General features: G+C 53.8%; 18 protein-coding genes. 12 read left to right on the top strand and 6 right to left on the bottom strand.

The genetic code is table 11. From position 1 onward, the window contains the following. The first annotated feature begins 13 nt into the window (after positions 1-13). The 3 genes from ACZ47M_RS06680 to ACZ47M_RS06670 all read left to right on the top strand — a co-directional run bounded on the left by ACZ47M_RS06680 (position 14) and on the right by ACZ47M_RS06670 (position 4,728). A complete protein-coding gene (locus ACZ47M_RS06680; protein ID WP_315342583.1) occupies positions 14-817 on the top strand; it encodes a GTP cyclohydrolase IV in 804 nt (267 codons plus the stop codon). 457 nt (positions 818-1,274) lie between these two features. After that, the gene (locus ACZ47M_RS06675; RefSeq protein ID WP_315342584.1) at positions 1,275-2,348 is read left to right on the top strand and encodes an HD domain-containing protein; all 1,074 of its coding nucleotides are present in this window, start codon (positions 1,275-1,277) and stop codon (positions 2,346-2,348) included. A 181-nt stretch (positions 2,349-2,529) separates the two neighbouring features. Continuing rightward, positions 2,530-4,728: an elongation factor EF-2 gene (locus tag ACZ47M_RS06670; protein WP_315342585.1), complete on the top strand. Its 2,199-nt coding sequence runs from the start codon at positions 2,530-2,532 to the stop codon at positions 4,726-4,728. A 59-nt stretch (positions 4,729-4,787) separates the two neighbouring features. On the opposite strand, the gene ACZ47M_RS06665 is transcribed toward ACZ47M_RS06670, so the two are convergent. The 3 genes from ACZ47M_RS06665 to ACZ47M_RS06655 form a co-directional block, all read right to left on the bottom strand. After that, positions 4,788-9,191 (bottom strand): DNA polymerase domain-containing protein, encoded by a 4,404-nt coding sequence (locus ACZ47M_RS06665; RefSeq protein WP_315342667.1) that lies wholly within the window; start codon positions 9,189-9,191, stop codon positions 4,788-4,790. Positions 9,192-9,254: 63 nt separating this feature from the next. After that, entirely contained in the window at positions 9,255-9,482 is a 228-nt protein-coding gene (locus ACZ47M_RS06660) for a hypothetical protein (protein WP_315342587.1), read from the bottom strand. Next, positions 9,466-10,047, bottom strand: a complete 582-nt coding sequence (locus ACZ47M_RS06655) for a hypothetical protein (RefSeq protein WP_315342669.1) — start codon at positions 10,045-10,047, stop codon at positions 9,466-9,468. The genes ACZ47M_RS06660 and ACZ47M_RS06655 overlap by 17 nt, the downstream gene beginning before the upstream one ends. A gap of 96 nt (positions 10,048-10,143) precedes the next feature. On the opposite strand from ACZ47M_RS06655, the gene ACZ47M_RS06650 reads away from it, so the two are divergent. The 3 genes from ACZ47M_RS06650 to ACZ47M_RS06640 all read left to right on the top strand — a co-directional run bounded on the left by ACZ47M_RS06650 (position 10,144) and on the right by ACZ47M_RS06640 (position 12,430). Further along, positions 10,144-11,499, top strand: a complete 1,356-nt coding sequence (locus tag ACZ47M_RS06650) for an RsmB/NOP family class I SAM-dependent RNA methyltransferase (protein ID WP_315342589.1) — start codon at positions 10,144-10,146, stop codon at positions 11,497-11,499. Positions 11,500-11,503: 4 nt separating this feature from the next. Next, positions 11,504-11,641, top strand: coding sequence for a hypothetical protein (locus tag ACZ47M_RS06645; RefSeq protein ID WP_315342591.1), 138 nt, complete (start codon positions 11,504-11,506; stop codon positions 11,639-11,641). 93 nt (positions 11,642-11,734) lie between these two features. Continuing rightward, positions 11,735-12,430, top strand: a complete 696-nt coding sequence (locus tag ACZ47M_RS06640; protein ID WP_315342593.1) for an ATP-binding cassette domain-containing protein — start codon at positions 11,735-11,737, stop codon at positions 12,428-12,430. Between the two features lie 23 nt (positions 12,431-12,453). Here the strand turns inward: ACZ47M_RS06640 and ACZ47M_RS06635 are convergent, their stop codons facing one another. Continuing rightward, entirely contained in the window at positions 12,454-13,071 is a 618-nt protein-coding gene (locus ACZ47M_RS06635) for a TIGR00296 family protein (RefSeq protein WP_315342671.1), read from the bottom strand. A 96-nt stretch (positions 13,072-13,167) separates the two neighbouring features. Here ACZ47M_RS06635 and ACZ47M_RS06630 point away from each other — a divergent pair, with 96 nt between their 5' ends. Genes ACZ47M_RS06630 through ACZ47M_RS06615 form a run of 4 tightly spaced genes read left to right on the top strand, consistent with a single transcriptional unit; the run spans position 13,168 to position 16,499 of the window. Next, positions 13,168-13,470 (top strand): MTH1187 family thiamine-binding protein, encoded by a 303-nt coding sequence (locus ACZ47M_RS06630; protein WP_315342673.1) that lies wholly within the window; start codon positions 13,168-13,170, stop codon positions 13,468-13,470. A 2-nt stretch (positions 13,471-13,472) separates the two neighbouring features. Then, complete coding sequence (locus tag ACZ47M_RS06625) at positions 13,473-14,636, top strand: DUF373 family protein (RefSeq protein ID WP_315342595.1); 1,164 nt, start codon at positions 13,473-13,475, stop codon at positions 14,634-14,636. Next, positions 14,578-15,633 (top strand): DNA repair protein Rad50, encoded by a 1,056-nt coding sequence (locus tag ACZ47M_RS06620; RefSeq protein WP_464883386.1) that lies wholly within the window; start codon positions 14,578-14,580, stop codon positions 15,631-15,633. The genes ACZ47M_RS06625 and ACZ47M_RS06620 overlap by 59 nt, the downstream gene beginning before the upstream one ends. Before the next feature lie 17 nt (positions 15,634-15,650). Beyond that, entirely contained in the window at positions 15,651-16,499 is an 849-nt protein-coding gene (locus ACZ47M_RS06615; RefSeq protein ID WP_315342675.1) for a deoxyribonuclease IV, read from the top strand. Here ACZ47M_RS06615 and ACZ47M_RS06610 read toward each other — a convergent pair. Both ACZ47M_RS06610 and ACZ47M_RS06605 read right to left on the bottom strand, forming a co-directional pair. Beyond that, a complete protein-coding gene (locus ACZ47M_RS06610; protein WP_315342677.1) occupies positions 16,493-18,103 on the bottom strand; it encodes a B12-binding domain-containing radical SAM protein in 1,611 nt (536 codons plus the stop codon). The two genes, ACZ47M_RS06615 and ACZ47M_RS06610, sit on opposite strands and share 7 nt — an antisense overlap. A 136-nt stretch (positions 18,104-18,239) precedes the next feature. Beyond that, positions 18,240-19,283 carry a DmpA family aminopeptidase gene (locus ACZ47M_RS06605; protein ID WP_315342599.1) on the bottom strand — a complete coding sequence of 348 codons (1,044 nt, stop codon included), beginning with the start codon at positions 19,281-19,283 and terminating at the stop codon, positions 18,240-18,242. Positions 19,284-19,486: 203 nt separating this feature from the next. On the opposite strand from ACZ47M_RS06605, the gene ACZ47M_RS06600 reads away from it, so the two are divergent. Together ACZ47M_RS06600 and ACZ47M_RS06595 are read left to right on the top strand one after the other, a co-directional pair. Next, positions 19,487-20,671 (top strand): MFS transporter, encoded by a 1,185-nt coding sequence (locus ACZ47M_RS06600; protein ID WP_315342600.1) that lies wholly within the window; start codon positions 19,487-19,489, stop codon positions 20,669-20,671. An 88-nt stretch (positions 20,672-20,759) separates the two neighbouring features. Beyond that, positions 20,760-21,749 carry an asparaginase gene (locus tag ACZ47M_RS06595; RefSeq protein WP_315342601.1) on the top strand — a complete coding sequence of 330 codons (990 nt, stop codon included), beginning with the start codon at positions 20,760-20,762 and terminating at the stop codon, positions 21,747-21,749.

Below are 21,749 nucleotides of genomic sequence, written 5' to 3'. Positions count from 1 at the left end.
AGGAGGTGAGGGAATGATGGTAGAGACCCAAGAAGAAGTCCCGGAAATCAGGGAGCCGCTCGAACGGGTTGGAATAACAAACCTGCGCACCGTAGCCAAGGTACGGTGGAAGGGAAAAGAATACACATTTTTGCCCATTATAGAGGTAACGATAGACCTTCCGGCGGAGAAAAAGGGCATCCACATGAGCAGATTGGTTGAGAGCATAACCGAGGCCATGGGAGAGGCCGTTGAAGAGGAAGTGCTCAGAACGCACACCTCCCTGGAGGAGCTTGGGAGAAGTGTCATAGAGAGGCTCGAGGAGAAGCATCCCCACAAACGGGCCGAGATCTGGATAAAAACCCATCTCATACTCCCCCGGACAACCCCTGCCAGCGGAAGAACCACCTACGAGCCCTACGACGTTGAAGTTGGGGTTATAAAAAGCGAAAACGGTTCCCTTGAGAAGGTTCTCAGGGTGAGGGTAATAGGCAACACGGCCTGTCCCCACGCAATGGCCAACAACAACGGAAAGACCCACATCCAGAGGGCCGTCGGAGAGCTCGAGATTAGAGCACCGTTTGATGAGGACATAACCCTGGAGGACATGGTGGATACCGTTGAGAGCTCCTTCAGCAGTCCAACTTACACACTCCTCAAGACTCCGGATGAGAACGCAGTGGTTCGGAAGATGTTTGAAAACCCGAAGTTCGTCGAGGACGTTGCGAGGGAGATATTCTCCAGGGCCAAGGAGCGCTTTAGAGGGAAAATCCACGTGAGGGTCATCAGCAACGAGAGCATCCACAAGCACGACGTCATCGCAGAGACCTGGAGCTAGCTGAATTTCTTCTTATGGTTTTGGCGTGTGACTTGGTTACTCCAACGCATCTCCAGCGCTACTTAGCGATGTAACATTCCCGGCGATGGATATTCTGTCCATCAACCGGCTCTCCGATTCTTTTTCGAGCTTTTATTATCCAATCCGAAGTAAGACTTAAATATGGCAAGTTTCAAATCCCAACTTGCTCAAGTGGTGGTACTAATCAGCCCGGATAGGAGGCAGAGGTTAAAACCTGCCGAGAGAATTTTTTATACCAGGCAACCATTTTTAAATTTTTGGGTCATATCCGCCGTGAGGGAAGATTAAAGGGCACTTCAAGGGCATCAACGTGGAGCTATCCGGTCTTTTGGACTTCTTCTCCCCTGGCCAGGAGGGAATAACGACAACTAAATCCGCGAGCACGGTGTTTACGACACGGATAAGTTTATTAACCTTTCAGAGCCCTGGAAGATGTATGAAGCTCGTCCACGATCCGATTCACGGCTACATAGAGCTCGATGAATTCGCAATAAAACTCGTGGACACTCCGGAGTTTCAGAGGCTAAGGAGGATAACCCAGCTCGGCTTTGCCTTCCTCGCTTATCCCTCAGCCCGACACACCCGCTTCGAGCACTCGCTTGGGACCTTCCACCTGGCCGGGGAGATAAGGCGCCATAACCCGGAGATCGAAGAGGAAGCCGTCTACGCGGCCCTGCTTCACGACATCGGCCACTACCCCTTCTCGCACACCCTCGAAGGCCTGTTTCCGAGACACGAGGAAAACACTGTCTGGCTGATAAAGCACGGAGAGATTAGGGAAGCCATCGAGGAGAACTACTCGGTCTCAAAACTCATCAAGTTCCTCAAGCATCCCGTCGTCAGCGGCGACATCGACTCGGACAGGATGGACTACCTCGTAAGGGACGCATACTACACGGGAGCGGCATACGGCGTCATTGACCTCGAGAGGCTCGTTAGGAACCTGATCTTTAGGGAGGGCATGCTCGTCGTTGGAGAGAAGGGGATCATGGCGGCTCAGAACCTCCTGCTGGCGAGGGCGATGATGTACCCGACGGTTTACTTCCACCACACAGCAAAGATAGCCGAGGCCATGCTCCGAAAGGCCGTGGAGCTCGAGGGCATAAGCCTTGAGGAGATACGCCTCATGGACGAGGTAGACCTCACTTCGAGGCTGAGGAACAGCGAAAGGCCCGAGGTTAGGGAACTCGTCAGAGCTATAGACAACAGAAAGCTTTACAAGAGGGTTTTCTGCTCAAACAGTGAGCTTTCTCCTGAAACGGTGGAACATATCAGGCGGGCTCTGGAAGACGAGTTCGCCCATCTTGCCCTCGTTGATTACCCACCAAAGCCAAAATACGAGGAGAGGAACGCCTTTGTGCTGGTGGGCGGGGAGCTGAACAGGCTCAGCGAGGTTTCGCCCCTCGTTAAGTCGCTGGTTGAGCTCAAAAACGTGTACTGGAGATGGTGTGTTTACGCGAGGAAGGACGTTAAGGAGAACGTTGAACACGCGCTGAAAAAGCTTTTGTAGGTTTTCTCTGAGGTCCCAACCCCGCCCATCGCTTTTTCATTTTTCTTGCCAAATGTATGCCTTGTCCAGAGCCTTTAAGTGGTGTTGCCCTTCTCAACCGCCCCGAGGTTTCACCGGGAAAAGCTTTATAACCGCACCTTTTAAGTTAAGCCGACAGGCTCATCAGGGGATGGTGGTGTAAATGGGAAAAAGGGAAGAGATGATTGCGAAGATCAAGGAGTTGATGATGCAACCCGAAAAGATCAGGAACATGGGTATCGCCGCTCACATTGACCACGGTAAGACGACGCTGAGCGACAACCTGCTCGCTGGAGCTGGCATGATCAGCGAAGAACTCGCCGGAAAGCAGCTCGTGCTTGATTTCGACGAGCAGGAGCAGGCGAGGGGTATTACCATCAACGCGGCCAACGTCTCGATGGTTCACAATTACGAGGGCAACGACTACCTCATCAACCTGATCGACACCCCTGGCCACGTAGACTTCGGTGGTGACGTTACGAGGGCCATGCGTGCAATAGACGGTGCGATTATCGTTGTTGATGCAGTTGAAGGAGTGATGCCTCAGACAGAGACGGTTCTCAGGCAGGCGTTGAGGGAGTACGTGAAGCCCGTCCTCTTCATCAACAAGGTTGACCGTCTCATTAAGGAGCTCAAGCTCAACCCGCAGCAGATGCAGGAGCGCTTTGTCAAGATAATTACCGACGTCAACAGGCTCATCAAGAAGTATGCTCCAGAAGAGTTCAAGAACGAGTGGCTCGTCAACGTTAACGACGGTAGTGTAGCCTTTGGTTCAGCCTACTACAACTGGGCCCTCAGCGTCCCCTACATGAAGAAGACCGGCGTTTCCTTCAAAGAAGTCATCGACCTCACCAACGCAGGTGACATTAAGACCCTCAAAAAGAAGGCCCCGCTCCACGTGGTTGTTCTCGACATGGTCGTCAGGCACCTCCCGAACCCGCTCCAGGCCCAGAAGTACAGGATTCCGCACCTCTGGAAGGGAAACATAAACAGTGACGTTGGCCAGGCCATGCTCAGGTGCGATCCAAAGGGCCCGATGAGCATGGTGGTTACCAAGATCATCCTCGACAAGCACGCTGGAGAAGTTGCAACCGGCAGAGTATGGAGCGGTACCGTGAAGACCGGCCAGGAGGTTTACCTCATCAACAGCAAGAGGAAGGCCAGAATCCAGCAGGTCGGTATCTACATGGGCCCGGAGAGGATCAACATGGAAGCCATTCCCGCTGGAAACATTGTCGCAGTAACAGGTCTCCGCGATGCCGTAGCTGGCGAGACCGTCTCGACCGAGCAGATCGAGCCCTTTGAGGCCCTCCGCTACGTCAGCGAGCCCGTTGTTACCGTTGCCATCGAGGCCAAAAACGTTAAGGACCTTCCAAGGCTGGTTGAAGCCCTCAGACAGCTCGCCAAGGAGGATCCAACGCTCCACGTCAAGATCGACGAGGAGACCGGCCAGCACCTCCTCAGCGGTATGGGCGAGCTCCACCTCGAGGTCAAGCTCTACCGCGTTAAGAACGAGTGGAAGCTCGACGTAGAAGTCTCCCCGCCGATAGTCGTCTACCGCGAGAGCGTCACCAAGCAGAGCCCGATCGTCGAAGGAAAGTCCCCGAACAAGCACAACAGGTTCTACATCACCGTCGAGCCAATGCCGGATGAGATCTACCAGGCAATCAAGGAGGGTATCATCCCAGAGGGAAGGCCGAAGGACCCGAAGGAGGTCGCCAAGAAGCTGGCCGAGCTCGGCATGGACTACGAAATGGCCAAAGGCATTGTTGACGTTTACAACGGCAACATGTTCTTCGACAACACCAAGGGTATCCAGTACCTCAACGAGGTCATGGATCTGCTTGTTGACGGTTTCCACATGGCCATGGACGAGGGGCCGCTCGCCAAGGAGCCCGTCATGAAGGTCATCGTCCGCCTGCACGATGCCAAGATCCACGAGGACAACGTCCACCGCGGCCCGGCTCAGATCTACCCGGCTATAAGGGGCGCCATCCACTGCGCCATGATGAAGGCCGGACCTGTCCTCTACGAGCCGTACCAGAAAGTCATCATCAACATACCCTACGAGTACATGGGCGCCGTCAGCAGGGAGCTCAACCAGAGGCGCGGCCAGCTCATCGACATGAAGCAGGAAGGGGAGGTCATGATCATCATCGGCGAGGCCCCTGTTGCGGAGATGTTCGGGTTCGCCGGTGCCCTCAGGGGTGCCACAAGCGGTAAGGCCCTCTGGAGCACGGAGCACGCCGGCTTCAAGCGCGTTCCCGGCGAGCTCGCGGTAAACATAATCAGGCAGATACGCCAGAGGAAGGGCCTCGACCCGAACCCACCGGCTGAGAAGGACGTCTGCCCGCAGCAGTGATTTCCTTCTCTTTTCTTCAAAATTTAAACAACAGGAAAACTCCAGCGGATTTGTCTTTGTCACGTCTTCGGTTTTAGCCACGCCCCCAGTCCGGCCTGCTTCGTCTTCTGATACCTCAAATCCTCTTTGCGGTAACCAAAGGCCCTCAGAATCCTCTCCACCGCTGGAAGAACCTGGTTCTCGATGTAGTATTCCGCATCATAGCGGTGTTTTGCAGGGTCGAACTCGTCGAAGGGTATCGCCCTGTCCCCAACCCTTCCCGGGCCTTTGAGCACTATGTAGCTTATGACCGTTCCAGGCCGGATTTTTATCCCCCTCGCGGCGAGACGTTTTGCAACGGCCACGTGCGGCCCCGTGGCCCTGTAGTCCCTCAGGTTGCGGGTTATCTGTTCGTAGATGACGAGCTTTTCCGGTGGAACCTCGTACCTACTCAGCTTTTCCGTCACTTCCTTGACAATCCTTACTGCCTCTTCGACGTCACCGTGCTTGAGTATCGCCTCAAGAACCCTGGCCTGCGTCTCCTTCGCAATCTCGCTCCAGTCGCGCCTTACTATTTCCAGCCCGCGCGTCGTTATCTTGTCCTCCTCGTCTATAACCGCGTACTTCTTCTTCGTCACGAAGAAGCCGCGCCTGTAGAAGCCCTCGTACTCCAGCTCGAGCAGGCCGGGCAGTCTGGGGTTGATGTAGTTCAGGAATTCTTTAGTCTTCTTTTTGACCGTTTCGGCGTCCGCTCCGGGAATCGTGGCAAAGAAACCGTCGGTGTTGTGAACGAGTATTCCGTTGGCAAAGAACCTGTGGGTCCCTTCAACTTCAATGTCATAGACGTAACCGTCATAGGTTATCTCTTCGAGCCTTGACGGAGTTTTGAGCGCGACTTCCTGCAACCCGGGGGATGCGAGGGTTATTAGCTTTATGTCGGGATCTTTGGGGATATCGGCGGGTCTTATCTCCGAGTATTTTCCGTCCAGATAACCTATTAGCGAGTGATCCTCCGTAACGTTCAGGTACCAGCTGTTGGTCACCCAGACGCGGTAAATTCTCTTGTCCGTTTTATGTCTCATGACGTACGGAACTTTCTTCCAAACGAGTCTGCCCCTGTCGTCGAGTGTCAGTGCTTCAACACCGCTGAGAACGCAGTATTCTTTCTCACCAACCCGGTAATCAACTTGCTCAAAGAGTCTCTCGATTGGAACGAACTCGATCCTGCCGTTCCTTCTGATGATTACCTCGGTGTCCCCGGTGACACTATCCGCGTAAAGCACTTTAAAGCCAAATTTCTCCTCTATTTCCCTCATTGTCGTTTCAATATACTGCCTGCCCCAGGCGGTAACGCTCTCGGCGCACTCCCTGCAGTACCAGCGGGCATTTGCGTAGCCGTAGTAGCCGTAATAACTGTTGTGGGCGTACAGCATTCCAAATCCTGCCAGGAAGTTCTCGTTCTCTTCAACGCTCAGGTCGTAGACGTAGCCCTCGTAATCATCAACTGCAACTTCCTCAACTCCCTCAAGCACTATATCTCCCTCAAGGAGCCAGACGACCTTCTTGACCTTTTCCGCATCAGGCTCGCCCTTTTCAACCTTCTCCCGGAGCTTTTCTGGGCTCATGTTCCTCTGGAACCGTTTTCCAAAGACCTCTTCCAGTATTTCCTTTGAAGTTACGTAGGGGTTCTTTTTCTTGCCGTTGTCTAAAAACGGAAGCTCTTCATTGACGAGAACCCTGTAAACCCCGCCCTCGAACCGTATCCTGAGGGCGGAAACTCCAAGGGAGTTGAGTAAGATGACCAGACCGTTTACCAGTTCCTCGCTCTTAGTGGAAAGTCTAACCCCTTTGCCCGGGTGAAGGTCGCCGTCCCCTATAAAGCAGCCCTCGAGGAAGGCCCAGCGCACGCTCTCGGGGGAGGTGAATATAACCTCAGGAACCCGTTTGTTCTCGGCCAGAGTACCGCAAAGGCTCTCAAAGAGCACGTAGGCCATTTTCCTCGGGATCTCAACGTAATTCTTCCCGCGTATCACCTTTCCGAAGAACTTCGAGGCGAGCGTTTCCATGTCGTCAAGGACGTTTTGGTCGTTGTTGTAAAGCTTAACTGAATAGTTCCACCCGTTTTTCTGGTTTCTCTGCTTTCCTGCATAGCCCCCGCTGACGTAATAGCCGAGGAGCTTTGCAAAGTCCTCGTTGACTTCAATGGAAGTCTCCATCCTGAAGCCTTTGAGGGTCCCAACTTTCCATTCCTTAAGCTCCTTCTCTGGCATGAGTCGTATTATATCCCTCAGGTCATTGAAGTGCACAAGGTATTCCCTCTTGTTGCCGTTGTACTTCACTTTCCCGGTTAGGGTCTCGTAAAGCCTTCTGTAGTCCCTCAGGGCTTCCTCGTTAACTATTTCATAGCCGATTTTCCCGAGCCTGACGTAGCCGAGCGTTTGGAGGTGTTCAAGGTATCTCCGGGCCGTTATGGGCCTTTTCTCTTCCCCAAAAATCCAGCGAAGGGTTTTCAGCATGCCTTTAAAGAAGTTCTTACGTCCTTTAACCGGGATCGTCAGGACGATGTCAGCGGTTTCCTCCTCAGGAAGGCCGAGGAGAATCTCCACGAGGTTTATCCTCTCCTGCCTTTCTGGGAGGTTAATTCTTCCTGGAACCGCTATGAAATCGCCAGGTTTTATTTCCTCCCCCTTAGTCTCAACGAGTTCTCCGTCTCTGAAAGTGAAGAGACTGTGTCCCGCGGTGACTTTGATCTTCCTCCCCGAGGACAGCTTTATCTCGTACACTTTTCCACTATAGCGGTGCCGCAGGAGGGCCTTGACGGGCATGGTCTCGGATCTCTTGGTTTTCCTGTTGAAGGAAATCGCACCTATTCCAGAAACTTCAAGGACTTCCGTTTCATCCCTTTTCATGGGTTTCAGTTCTTTCATCGCACTATCCACAAAGTCGCCGATTCTGACCAATTTCAGCCTTCCATTAATGAGTAGCGGGATCCACTCATCCGGCAGAATACTGTTGGCCAGAATCTTGATGGCGCGTTGCCTGTAGTCGAGGAGCTTCCTCTCTATCGGGTCCACCGTGGCCTTCATTTTCTTCTTTACCTTCTGCCTCTCCTCCAAAAGGTCCCCGAGGAGGCTCGGGATAAAGCCCGGGAAGTCCTTGCAGAAGCGGTGTCCCACCTGAGGTGCCACGTCGTACTCCCTACAGCCCTCCCTGTTGAGGGTATCAGGGGAGACGTTGTGGGTGATGATTATCGAGGGGTAGAGGGATTTGTAATCGAGGTAGACTATGTTCTCCCACAGCCCCTTTTCGGGCTCTTTGACATATCCACCCGCGTAGCTCTCCGCTCTCCTTGCTAACTCCCTCTCGTCCGGCTTGTTTGGTGCGAGCTCGTTCCTCTCGTAGGCCTTCCTCAGGAGAAACCACTCAACTAAGTTTCCTGTGCTCGAGCGCGATACATCCCAGAGGCTCTGGCCCACGAGGCGCGAGAGCTGGGCCTCCATTGGGAAGAACTCTTTTCCGAGTTCGTAAGTTGCCTTTGCGTCCTCCATGGAATAGCGGGCCACCCTTTCCAAGCCTTCCCCGCTCTCCCAGGCCTGAGCTATCTCTTCCGCATAGACCTTCTCCTTTGGTTGCCCGAAAATCGCCTCGTAGACTGTCTCGAGGGTGTAGGTGGGGAGGTTAATAGTCCTCCTTATAACTGGGTAGAGGTCGAAGTGTATTCTCCCCTTCACCTCAACTGCAAAGCGGTCGCCCATGCGCTGGATTTTCGGCTCGCTCCCGTCCCTTCCGAGGATGAACTTGACACCGAGCGTTTCTGAGCGCTTCTTGAGGTAAGCAAAGTCGAAGTTGTCGCCGTTGTAGGTTATGAGCACATCGGGATCCTTCTCCTGGATTACCTTGAGAAAGCGCTTTATCATCTCTTTCTCAGTAGAAACGCTCTCCACGTAGGGGAGGTCGATATTCTTCCAGGTGATAACGCGCGCCCCCTCTTCATCGGCGTAGCTTATCATCAGGATAGGCCCCTCGCCAAACTCCTCCCCCTCATGGTAGAGCGTCTCGATGTCGAAGGCGAGCATCCTGAGCTCCTCGTTCCCCTCCATAGGGATTAAGCCCTTGTCTATGAGGTAGCGCTTCGCGAAGGGTATGTCGTACTCGTAGATGTCAACAACCGCTGGATGCTCCCTGATTTTGTCCCTGATCGCGGGAACGTCCTGGGGGTGGGTGAAGTAGAGCTTCCAGACCTCCACCGGCCTGCCGAGGAACTTCTTCTTCACCCTCTCCGCCCGGGTAACTCTAACGGTGGTGCCGTGCCTCTCGGCGGTGATCTTCTTGATGTCCTCAATGGCGGAATCGTCCTTCAGGAGGGCGTAGATGTAGGGCTCAAAGTCCCTGTCGTAGTTTATCTTAAACTCGCCCTTCTCCTTCTTGAAGACCCTTATGACGGGCTTTCCGTCTTCGGTGATGTAGTCAGCATCGAGGATCATGAGACACACCGGGAAAGTTTAGGACTGCATCCTAATAAACCTCACGAGGATGCCAGATTCACATCAAGAAGTTGGCGAAGAGCGGGAGGATTTTGGCCGTTTCCCAAGCTCGCCCTTCAGCTTAAGGTACTCCTCCTTCGTGAGAGGGAAATCCTTGGCGGCTTGCAGAAAGGAGTTAACGAGCTTGACCTGCTGTTTGAACACCTCGTCCGGGTTCTCCTTCAGCTTTCTCACGTAGAGCTTTATAAAGGCCAGTCTCTCCTCCATGTCACGTTTAGAACGGAACTTCAACTCCGAGCCTCTTTGCGTACTCATCCAGAGCCCTCCGGTTCAGGTAGTCCTTAAACATCTCGTACAGGAAAACGGCGTCTTCTATGTCCTTATCGCTCCCGAGGTAAAGTTTGTAGGCGATTTGGAGCTCTATGGGAGAAATATAGATGACATCGTCATTCAGCCGGATGGGGATTCTCTTCCGTAGGGCCTCTTCGTGAAAACTATCCTTTGGAAACTTGATTTCCGCGTTGGGTATTATCTCACCCCTTCTGACCATCCGGATCCCCATTTCCTCTTCAAGCATTTCGTAGAGGCCTTCACAGTCTTCAGGGTTTAAAAACTCAAAGCCCGCGTTCAGGGCTTCCCTGCACATGGTCATGAATCTCCCTTTGGATACTCGCTCCATTACAAAGTCTACATCCTCAGTACCCCTCGAGCGGCCGAAGAGTATGGTTACGTAACCGCTTACTATCACGTAGTTTGCATGCCTCTCCATGAGGTTTACAACGTCAAGAACGAATCTGTCCAAGTCGCTGAGCTCCCGTGAAATTCGTATCCCCTCTTTTCCAACTTCAATTCCCATTGGCACCACTATACACCCTTCTCACGCGGATATTTATCGTTTTTGCAGCAGTTCCAGATGCATCACATTTTTAAACCTCCCATCAAAGTCCTGCCCATGGAGCTGTTTTACCGCGTGAGCTTTCAGGAAGTGGTGGCGGACGCGCTGATACTCGTCAGGGAGCACGAGATGTCTTCCAAGCACGCGCTTGAGAGGGTCTTCAGGCGGGTCACTGGAAAAGACCGCGAGAAGGCGAGGGGTCTGGCGCATGCGTACGTCTTCGAGATAGAGAAGTGGCGGGCGAAGATAGATTTTATAATCAACTCGGTTCTGAAGGGCTCGACCGTTGAAGACCTCGATCCCTACCTGGCGAACCTCCTTCGCATAGGAACCTTTGAGATACACTTCCGGAAGGTTCCACCCGCGATAGCCACCGATTCGATAATCCGCGTGGTCAAAGAAAAGTTCGATTTCTCGCGTGCCAAATTCGTCAACGCGCTGATGCACTCGATAGAAAAGTTCGATGTGGAGAAAGCCCTGGAGAGGCTCAAGGAGAAGGACAGGATAGAGTGGCTGAGCGTCCGCTTCTCCCATCCGCGCTGGTACGTGGAGTACGCAATAGAGCTTTTCGGCTACGAAGAGGCTGTGAGGCTTCTCCTCAGCAACAACAAACCCCAGCGCTACTACGTCAGGGCCAACACGCTGAAGACGGACGTTGACTCGCTGAGGGCGTATCTTGAGGAAAACGGCGTTAGAACTGCCTTAACTCCTGTTCCCGACGTTTTGAAGGTTCTTGAATACGAAACCCCGGTTACCAGGCTCGACTGGTACAAACAGGGGAAGTTCGTGATTCAGGATTTGGCAAGCGCCTACGTTGCCCACGTTTTGGCTCCAGAACCAGGGGAAAGGGTTCTCGATTTAGCTGCCGCCCCGGGTTCAAAGACGTTCCACGCGGCGGCGCTGATGGAGAACAGGGGCGAGATAGTGGCTGTGGATTATTCCTACGACAGGCTGATGAGGATGAAGGAGAAGATGAAGCTTTTGGGAATTGAAAACGTCAGACTGGTCCATGCCGACGGCCAGAGCTTCAGGGATAAAGAGGGGTTCGACAAAATAATCCTCGACGCGCCCTGCTCAAGCTCCGGAACCTACCGCCAGTTCCCCGAGGTTAAGTGGCACTTCAGCGAGGAGAAGATCGGGAGAATAATCAGCGTTCAGAGGAACATGCTGAGGAATGCCTATGAGAACCTCCGCGACGGCGGCGAGATGACATACTCCACCTGCTCAATCAGGATCGACGAAAACGAGGAGAACGTGCTCTTTGCCATCGATAGAGTTGGGCTTGAGCTTGTTCCCTACGACTTCAGCTGGGGCGACAGGGGATTCCTCGAGGTTGGGGACAAGGTCTTCCGCGCTTGGACCCACAGGCACGACTGCAACAGCTTTTTCATAGCGAAGATGGGAAGGCACTGAACTCGTGGCGTGCTATGGAGAGGAGCCGCTGTTGTCCCTGGTTCCAGTCCTTCTGCCCGTGCTGGCCCTGACCTATGCTCCACTTTCAATGATCCTGGACGGTCACTCCTTCGCGTCGATGGGGTTCGTGAGCGGAAATTAGTGTTAATTGGCCTCGTGCCCCTACTGGGCCTTTTAGTCGGTCTCGTCCTTTACTTTAGCCTTTTTACTCTGGAAGGCAAGGGAGGTGTGAAATTTGTCCGAGGGATGGAATATTGTCTGTGAAAACCTCACTGTCAGGTATGGAGCCGGGGAAAACCGGGCCACTGCACTTATGGATTTTAACGGCTCCTTTATTCCGGGAAAAATAACGGTAGTGTTCGGCCCGAGCGGTTCCGGAAAGACGACCCTGCTGAAGGCCGTTGGGACGCTCCTCCAGCCGACTGAAGGCAGGGTGAACTACAACGGAAAAGACCCCTACAAAATGCTCAGGAAAGAGCTACTGGACCTCAGGCGGGAGATCGGAATTTCCTTCCAGCACCCTCTCTTCGTCTCCCAGCTCACCCTGTGGGAGAACATCGAGCTCGTCCTGAATTCCTCGGGTAAGCTGGACGAAAGGCATAGGGAACTGGCCTATTCACTGGCTGAACAGCTCGGTATCAAGAAACTCCTGTCAAAGAAGCCATCTGAAGTAAGCGGCGGCGAACTGAAGAGGGCCTCTATAGTCATGTCCCTCTCAAAGGATCCTTCCGTTGTCATCCTGGACGAACCTACGGCTTATCTAGACGAGGAATCATCGAAAAAAATCTTAGAAGTCCTGGAGGGCCTTAGGGAGAAAGGAAAAACTATCGTCGTCTCAACTCACGACCCCGAGCTAATCCGCGTTGCGGACGTTACCTACAGGCTCAGGTACGGACGGGTTGTGGAAGCCCGGGGAGACTCTGGAATTTAAGTTCCCATCCCAGACTTTATTTTTTAAACCAGCGGCTTCCTCCTCACCGGCCCCATCGGGTATTCTTCCTCGAATATCTCCGCGGTAAAGCGGTAGACCTTTGTGTCCTCATCGAGCCAGCAGTCGGGCGGCAGGCCCGCTTTCCAGCAGGTCTGTGCTAAAAACTCCTCCTCGTCCCAGCCCCATTCAATGGGCACCTGCGGGAGCAGTAAACCCGAGTAGATGCCCTTCTCGATGAGTAACCCGTCCCTGCCGACCTTTATCTTCTCCGGCCTCTCCTCGGGCGGGCCTTCAATGGGTTCCGGCGGTGTGAGGACGCTCACCTCAACGACGATGTCGTCCAGCTCGCTCTCCCTCACCGGGGGAAAGCGCGGGTCGTCAACTGCCGCGTAGATGGCCGCTTTTATCGTAGCCTCAACCAGGGGGTAAATTGGTAAGGGAAAACCTATGCAACCACGAAGGGCCATCTGGGGCGGGACGTCTTGCCTGTTAAGCGTGACAAAGACGCCCATCTTCTCCCACAGCTCTGCTGGTGTGTCCCTGGGAGGCTTTATCGTTGTGCCGTGCCTTACGTACTCTTCCACTGCCCTCCTCGCGAGCTTTACCAAAAACTCACCCCATTCATCCTTTATCCTGTACACGCGCACCACCTGGCTGAAGTTTGTCCGGCCGGCTTATTAGGTTAACTTACCGCAAGGTTTAAAATGCGCCGAAAGTAGTTAAGTCGGGTGTCGAAATTGGTCATCGTTGAGTTCGTCGTAGTTCCTCTTGGTGAAAAGAGCCTCAGCCGCTACGTAGCGGAGATAGTAAAGCTTTTAGGCACCAGGGGGATTAAATATCAGCTGACACCCATGTCAACTATAATTGAGGTTCCAACGGTCGAGGAGGCGTTCGAGATAATAAAAGAGGCGCACGAGCTGATGTTCAAGCTGGGGGCACAGAGGGTATCAACAACTGTACGGATTGACGACAGGAGGGACAGGTCCGTCAGGATGGAGGACAAAGTTAGGTCTGTAATGGAGAAGGTTCACGGGGGATAGTGATGAAGGTTCTTGTGCTGGCCATCGATAGGGATGATGACTTCGGCAAGAAGGCCGGTGTTAAGGGTCCGGTTATTGGCAAGGGTAAATGTATAGATGCCGCCCTGAAGCTGAGCCTTGCCGATCCCGAGGATAGCGATGCCAACGTCGTTTATGCCGCCGTCAAGCTCTACGATGAGCTCAAGAAGAGCGGTGAATTTGAAGACGTCGAGGTTGCCCTGATAACCGGCCATCCGGACGTTGGTATTAAGAGTGATCTGGAGCTTGCCAGGCAGCTTGAGGAGGTTCTGGGGAAATTTCCAGCGGAAGGTCTCATACCGGTGACCGACGGGGCCGAGGATGAGCAGGTGTTCCCGATTTTGTCTTCCCGGCTGCCCATCGTGAGCTCCAGAAGGGTCGTTGTAAAGCAGAACGAGACGATCGAGACTACCTATTACGTTATCTACCGCTATCTTAAGGAGATCCTGAGCGATCCCGAGGCAGCCAGGGTTTTCTTTGGAATTCCCGGCCTGATATTCCTCCTCTACGGTGTGGGGAAGCTCCTCTCTGTCAGCTATCCCCAGAGCATGGACATAATCTCAAACGTCGTCGCTGGCGTCATTCTCCTCTTCATAGGCGGCTATGCCTTTACCAAGGGATTCAGGATTCAGGTCTTCAGGGCCCTTGTCAATGAGTTCGTCCAGGTGATATTCGGAGTTTCAGGCCTGCTCATAATCATTGCGGGCATGATAAACGCCTACGTTAACATCGACGCCTATGCCCAGCAGCTGCTCGGCGAAGTGCCTCCTCCGGGTCTAATCAAGCTAATACTCTACGTTCACTCCATAAACACCACTATCATCATTGGTATAGCCGTGATCCTCGCGGGCCGCATTGTGCAGGCATACCTGAGAAAAACCTCCCACATATGGTACAGTGTAGCGGGAATTCTTATCCTTCCGGCGTTCTGGATAATAGTAGACATTACGGGCCGCTACGCCCTATCCATAATAAACTTCCACTCCCTCGCAACTATCCTCGAGATCTCGGCGGCGGTTGTGGACGTTATCTTCAGCGTGATAGCCTCAACGTTTATCAGGAGGTATTTCATACACTGGGCGAGTGGTGGTGAGATTGAAACTGGAGCAGGCGATCAAGAGTTACGAGTTGCTCAGGAAACAACGTGAAGCCGAGCTTGAGAGGTTGAGGAGTGAATACTTCAACCAGGCGAGTGAGATAATCGAAGAGATCCTGCGCGTCCTGGGTGAGCTTGAGAAAAAAGAGCCGCCAAAGGATGTTGACCCCCACCTGCTCAGGGTGGCCCTGAGGGAGAGGGACGCCTACGTGTCAACTCTCAGGAGAATCCTCGGCGGCATTACATCCATGGAAGAGCTTGAACTGAAGTTAGGGGAGATCTCCAAACTCCACGTTGGGCACGGAAGATACCTCATAGTTCTCTTCGAGAAGGATATCTACCGCGTTAACGGCCTCTTAAAGGAGCTCGGGGAAATCTATGGGGAGTACTCCCTGAAAATCCGGGAGAAAAGGCTTCCGGATCTTGACGTTGCCAGGCTTATCTCGGAAATGGAGAAGGTCGGGAAGGAGATCTCCAGTATGGAGCAAAGACTCGGCGAGCTCTCTCTGCTGAAGAAAGAGCTTGAAAGTGGAAAATCCTCCGAATCTCCTGAACTGGATGGGTTAGTTAAGGAAAAGAACGCCCTTGAGGTGAAGCTGAGAACCCTCCAGACGGAGGCGCGCTCAAAGGCTTCAAAGCTCCAGAAACCCCTGAAGAGGATGCGCATTCCGGAGGCTGCCCCGTTCATAGAGGATACCTCCTATATCCTCCAGAGGCCGGAGGAGTTCATGGAACTGGTCAGGAAGGTTTACCCTTCCCTCGATAGGGAAGCCAAGAAAGCCGCGGACTGGTTGCTCCAGAACCTCCCAGACAAGGTTCAGGAGATGGCGGAAATAGAAAAACAGATCGCTCTCATCGGCTCCCGGCTTGAATCGGCCAGGAAATCCGTGGCTGCCAGGGAGGAATCACTCAAGGCAACCGAAGAGGAGATCAAAAAGATTGAGTATGAGCTCCGGAAACTCCGCAACCGTCTTTCCTCGATCGAGGATGAACTGGAAAGGGAACTCCGGGTTCTTGAGGAGGTTTTTGGTGAAAAGATCGAGCGGTAGGTAAGTGGGTGGTGGGCATGTTCAAGGTTGACAGGCTGCGCTTCGGAACGGCCGGGATTCCTCTCTCAACGCCAAAGCGCTCAACGATTGATGGTATAACACACGTGAGGAACCTCGGTTTGGACGCCATGGAGCTCGAGTTCGTCAGGGGAGTTAACCTAAGCCCCGAGCTCGCAAAGAAGGTGAAGTACGTTGCCAAAAAGAACGACGTCCTTCTTACCGCTCACGCTCCCTACTACATCAACCTCAGCGCGGCAGAGAAGGCAAAGGTCGAGACGAGCAAGAGCAGGATAATCCAGAGCGCCGAGCTGCTCCATGAAGCGGGCGGCTGGAGCGTTGTCTTCCACGCTGGTTACTACCTCAAGCAGCCGAAGGAGAGCGTTTACCAGAGAATCTTAGAGGCCCTCAGGGACATCGAAAAAGAGCTTATGGACAAAGGGGTCAAAGTGTGGATAAGGCCCGAGCTGACGGGAAAGCCGACACAGTTCGGCGATTTAGAGGAGATAGTCAAGCTGAGCGAGGAGCTTGAGATGGTTCTCCCGACGATAGACTTCGCCCACGCCCACGCGAGGAACAAAGGCAAGTGTAATTCAACTGAGGAATGGCACGGGATGCTGGTCATCATAGAGGACAGGCTCGGAAGGGAGGCCTTGGACAGCATGCACATTCACGTTTCTGGCATAGAATACACCGACAAGGGCGAAAAAAGGCACCTCAACCTGCAGGAGAGCGACATGAAATGGGAAGACCTGCTGGGGGTTCTCAAGGAGTTCAGGGTCAAGGGAGTAGTCATAAGCGAGAGCCCAAACATAGAAGGCGATGCACTCCTGATGAAGAAAAAATACGAGGAGATAGAGGTTCAATAGGCCTCCGCCAGGGTGAGCTTTGAATACCACCTCCGCTCCTCAACCTCGATCCTCAGGCCTTCCAGCGGCTCCAGATTCTTGACCTCGTAGCCTTTACTTTTGCCCCACTTCTTGATCTGCCTTATTACGATCCTCGTCCCCATTCTGGCCAGGGGGTAAAACGGTATCAGGAACGGGTTGTTCTTCATCACCGCCGGCAGTCCCAGGGTTACCTCCCGCATCATGTGCTTCCAGGCGTAGTAAAGGTGGAGGAACTGGCCGTAGGTAATCATGTCGTCGATTTTGTAGAACTCCTGATCCTTTAGGAGGCCCATGGGCACGAAAGCCAGGGGTGTGACCGTGAAGTGCGCCCTGTTGCCGAGCTTTTCCCCAAGTTCCTTCTCCATCGTGACTATGAGGCGGGCCGTCATTATCTCGTGTTCATCGCTATCCCCCGGGAGGCCGAGGATCGTGGTGTAAGCCGGGAACCAGTAGTTCTTGTTGAAGATATAAGTCCCATTGAGCAGAACCCAGGGCCACTCCTCGGGCGAGAAGGGCTTCATCTTGTTGTTCATGTACCTGCCTATCAGCTCGGGCGAGGCCGTCTCGAAGCCCACCTGTATGCCCACCCAGTGGTTCGGCCCGGCATCTACTATCTCAGAGATCCGCTCTATCATGCCCGGGGCCGCCAGGGCCCCTGCCACCGAGCCATGGGTCGGGTTCACGTTCTTAGTGTACTTCCTCGCGACCTCAAAGAGCTCCACAACGGCCTCTGCGTTTGGATAGAAGTTCTTCCTGTCCTCCACTTTGTAAAGGAATACGTCCTCGCTGTGTAACCAGGCGTGGTCTATTCCAGCGTTCACGTTGAGCCTTATCTCCTCTTCAATCTTCTCGATGGGTATATGCCGGGCCACCCTCAGGTTGGGCTCGCAGAAGCGGCACCCCCTGCCGCAGCCCCTCATTACCTCGACAAGCCCCTTGTAGGACGGGGCGACTATCGTCGGTATCTGCTCCACTTTCGGCCAGCTCCTTACTAGGATTGTCTCGTCGGCACTTCCGCTCTCTATGTCCCTGAAGATTTCGCCCGCTACGTGATCAACCTCACCCATCACAACGTGGTCTATTCTGAGTTTCTCCCGCTCTTCCCTTCTGAATTCGAGTTGCCATGCGCCGGGCCCGCCAACGACGAGCCTGAACTTCAGCCCCTTCGACTCCCGAATCCGGTTTATTCTCTCTACCAGCTCCCTGAACTTGACGCTCGTGTAGTTCCTCCACTGGGAACCGTTCGTGAACATCATGCTGACCGGCCCGAGGCCGAGGGGGTCCATCTCGTAAAGGGCAACTATCGTGGTTTTCTCGTCAATGAACCGCTCCACCGCCCGCGGGTGGGCGACCACTACTTCATCCCTGCTGAACCCGTCCCTCAGCAGGGCTGATTCAACCTTCCTTAGTCCGTAGGGGGCCTGGCTTAGAATGCCGTCCTCATCCGGTAGCTGGGCGTCGAAGAAGCGAAAGACCCACTTCGGCAGTTTATCGTAGGGAGCACAGCCCAGAAAATCGAGCAACGGCACGTCCCGGTACGTGCTCGTCAGGGTTTCGTCCGTCGTCAGGACGATGCGCGCCATGTTTATCACCATGTGTATGAAGAAAATCTTGCATATATATGCTTTTCGGACTTCCTAGAAGTTGCTCGATAAAACTAAAAACATCTCAGGTTAACACTAAAAACTGTAGTAAAAATAAAAAAGAATTCGAACGAATCTACGCACGCTCAATCATCCCGTGCTTCTCCAAAATTTCGAGAACCTTCTCCACGGGCAGCGCATATCTTACGTGTCCGTTGCCTTCAACTGTTTTCGCCTGCAGGAGGGCGTTGATTATCGCCTCTTCCGTTGCCTCGGCGGTAGCTCTGAAGAGCCCGCTGAGGGAGTTATCCGGTAGGAAGCTCACGAGTTCGGGCTCCTTCCCCATTGGAACCGTCTGGGCTGTAGAGAAAGCCAGAACAATGTCACCGCTTCCGTGATAGGCATAGCCTCCGGTTCTCGCTAAGCCAACGACAGCCCTCTTTGCGAGCCTCTTCAACTGCCTCGCCGTAAGGGGCGCATCCGTAGCAACTACCATGGAGATGCTACCCTTTCCGGAGGTGCCTCTCCCAGGAGAGTCCTTCAAGTGGAGACCAACCGGGACGCCGGCGAGGGTCAAGTCTTCTCTCCCCCCGAAGTTCGCCAGGATGAGGGAAGCGACCGTGTATTCTTCCCCGTCGATCTCAACGATCCTTGATGATGAGCCTATGCCTCCCTTGAACTCAAAGGCACTCATTCCGGTTCCTGCTCCAACGGAGCCTTCTTCGAAGTCGAGTTTGGCGCTCTTAACGGCCTCGAAGTAGTGCTCCTCACGGACGGCCATCTTACGAATGTCGTTGAGGTAGGAGTCGTTGCACTCCATGACAACGGGCGAGACACTCTTTAAATCCGGGTTAAGCTCGATCATGTGTTTGACCATAGCGTTTGCAACCGTGTAAACGCTCAGCGTGTTGGTTAGAGCGATGGGCGTTTCGATATAGCCGATCTCATTGACCTGAACGAAGCCTATCGGCTTGGAAAAGCCGTTCATGACGAAGGTGGAGGCAAAAAGCCTCTCCCGATAGGGGTTTTTCACGGGCGGTAAAAGGACTGTGACGCCGGTCCTAATGTTTTCGCCCTCGATGAGGGTTGTGTGGCCGACCATAACGCCCAGGTCTGCTATAGAGTTTCTCTCCCCGTGCTCATGGAGGCCGATTCTTATTCCCAGCTCTGGGGCCTTCATGGTTATCCCCGGCCTTCGTTGAAAAAGGAACCTTTTAAGGCTAGCTTTAAAAACCAGGCCGGAAAATAGGATGGGCGATGAGGATTAGCAAGCAAGCTGATGGCTCACGGATGATGACGTGAACACCCTCCGAGCCCATCAATACATTCTTCTACTGGGGAGATGGTTAAAGAGCTCTGCAACGAGGTGCTGGGGGAGTGAAAATGGGCCAGAAAGGTAAGAAAATCTTCGGAATCAGCTGGAACGTCTTCGTTCTCGGCCTGGTAAGCTTCCTCAACGACATGAGCAGCGAGATGATAAATCCTGTGATCCCGAAGTACCTGACCGATGTTCTGAGAACCGGTGAGCTCCTGGGCGGAACCCTGATGGGTGCCATAGAGAGCCTTAGCTCACTGTTCAAGGTAGCCTTTGGTTACATCAGCGACAGGTTCAGGAATAGAAAGGTCTTCATATTTGCCGGCTATGCCCTCTCGACCTTCGCAAAGGGTGCCCTGGCGTTTACAAGGTACTGGTGGGACTTCCTAAGCTTGAGGGTTCTCGACCGCGTGGGGAAGGGGATCAGAACGGCCCCCAGGGATGCCCTCATAGCGGAGTCTTCCGAGGAGGGGAAGACCGGGAAGTCCTTCGGCTTCCACAGGATGATGGACACCTTAGGAGCAGTGGCCGGTCCCCTGGCCGGCATAGGACTGCTCTACCTCATGCGCGGGATTGAAATCGAGAGGGCCTACCGCTACCTCTTCCTGGCCACTACCATTCCGGGTCTTCTCTCTCTCTTCCTCATCCTCTTCCTCCTCAAAGAGGGGGGACAGGAGGTCAGAAAAAAGATATCAGGAGTCTCGGCGCTGAAAAGCCGGAACCTGCGCCTGTTCCTCCTGGTGATAGCTGTGGGCGCCCTCGGGAGGTACAGCTACGCCTTCACCCTCTGGAAGGCCGGGGAGCTTGGCTACTCCCTCGAAGGTGAGATGGCCTTCTACGCGCTCTTCAACCTCATGTACGCCCTCTCTGCTTACCCGATTGGGGTCTACTCGGACAGGGTGGGCAAGAAGAGGCTCATCACAGTCGGCTTTCTGATTTCTGCGTTAGCATCGCTGGCTTTTGCCTACGCCCGGGGACCTGGAACCCTTGTCTTAGCGTTCCTCCTCTATGGTGTCTCCATAGCTATTGAGGACACTGCTCCAAGGGCGTACATGGCTGACCTCGCAAAGGACTTCGAGAAGGGCACTGTTATAGGGGCTTACCACACGGTCTTCGGGATCTTCGTCTTCCCGGCCTCCGTGATAGCAGGCTGGCTCTGGCAGAGCTACTCCCTGACTTACTCCTTCCTCTACGCGGCGGTGATGAACCTTCTCGCTTTTGTCATGATGTTCTGGATCAGGGACAAAAACTGACGCTTGTTCAAAAAATTCTTCCCTCTTCTCCAATTTTTTTGTCGAAAAGACTAAAAAGGCCCCCGGCTATTTCCGCGGGGTGGGGGTTTTGAAAATTCTCATACTCGGAACAGGGGGCACGATAGCGAGCGCGAAGACAGAAGACGGCTACAAAGCGGCACTCAGCGTCGAGGAGGTCCTGGATTTGGCTGGTATTGAAAGACACGACGGCTTTGAGATAGAGAGCAGGGACATCCTCAACCTGGACAGCACGCTCCTCCAGCCCGAGGACTGGGAAACGATAGGTAAGGCCGTCTTCGGGGCCTTCGGTGAGTACGACGGGATAATAATCACCCACGGGACAGACACTCTCGCTTATACTTCCTCGGCTTTGAGCTTCATGATAAGGAACCCCCCGGTTCCGGTGGTTCTTACCGGCTCCATGCTCCCGATAACTGAACAGGGAAGCGATGCGCCGGGGAACATAAAAACGGCCCTCACCTTTGCGAAGAAGGGGTTCCCGGGAGTCTACGTTGCCTTTATGGGCAAAATTATGCTTGGGACAAGGGTTTCGAAGGTTCATTCCACCGGCCCAAACGCCTTCCAGAGCATAAACTACCCCGATGTGGCCTACGTTAAGGGGGAGGAGCTTGTAATCAGGCACCGGCCGAGGCTATCCAGGGGAGAACCCGGGTTCGATCCGAAGATTGACTCCGACGTCGCCTACCTTCGCCTCACTCCGGGCCTATCTCCGGAAGTTTTTCTCGCGGTAGCGAATAAAGCCCACGGAATAATTCTGGAGGGCTACGGAGCCGGAGGAATCCCCTATAGGGGGAGGGACCTGCTCTCCGCGGTATCGGAGGTGGCCCGCGAGAAGCCGGTCGTCATGACGACCCAGGCACTCCACGGCGGCGTTGACCTGATGAAGTACGAGGTCGGAAGGCGGGCTTTAGAGGCCGGGGTTATTCCCGCTGGAGACATGACGAAGGAGGCAACGCTCGTGAAGCTCATGTGGGCCCTCGGACACACAAAGAACGTTGATGAGGTCAGGGAGATAATCCTCACGAACGTCTCGGACGAAATAGGAAAAAAATCCTGA

The organism is Thermococcus waiotapuensis (genome assembly GCF_055384795.1).
This window is presented reverse-complemented; position numbering and strand designations above follow the sequence as displayed.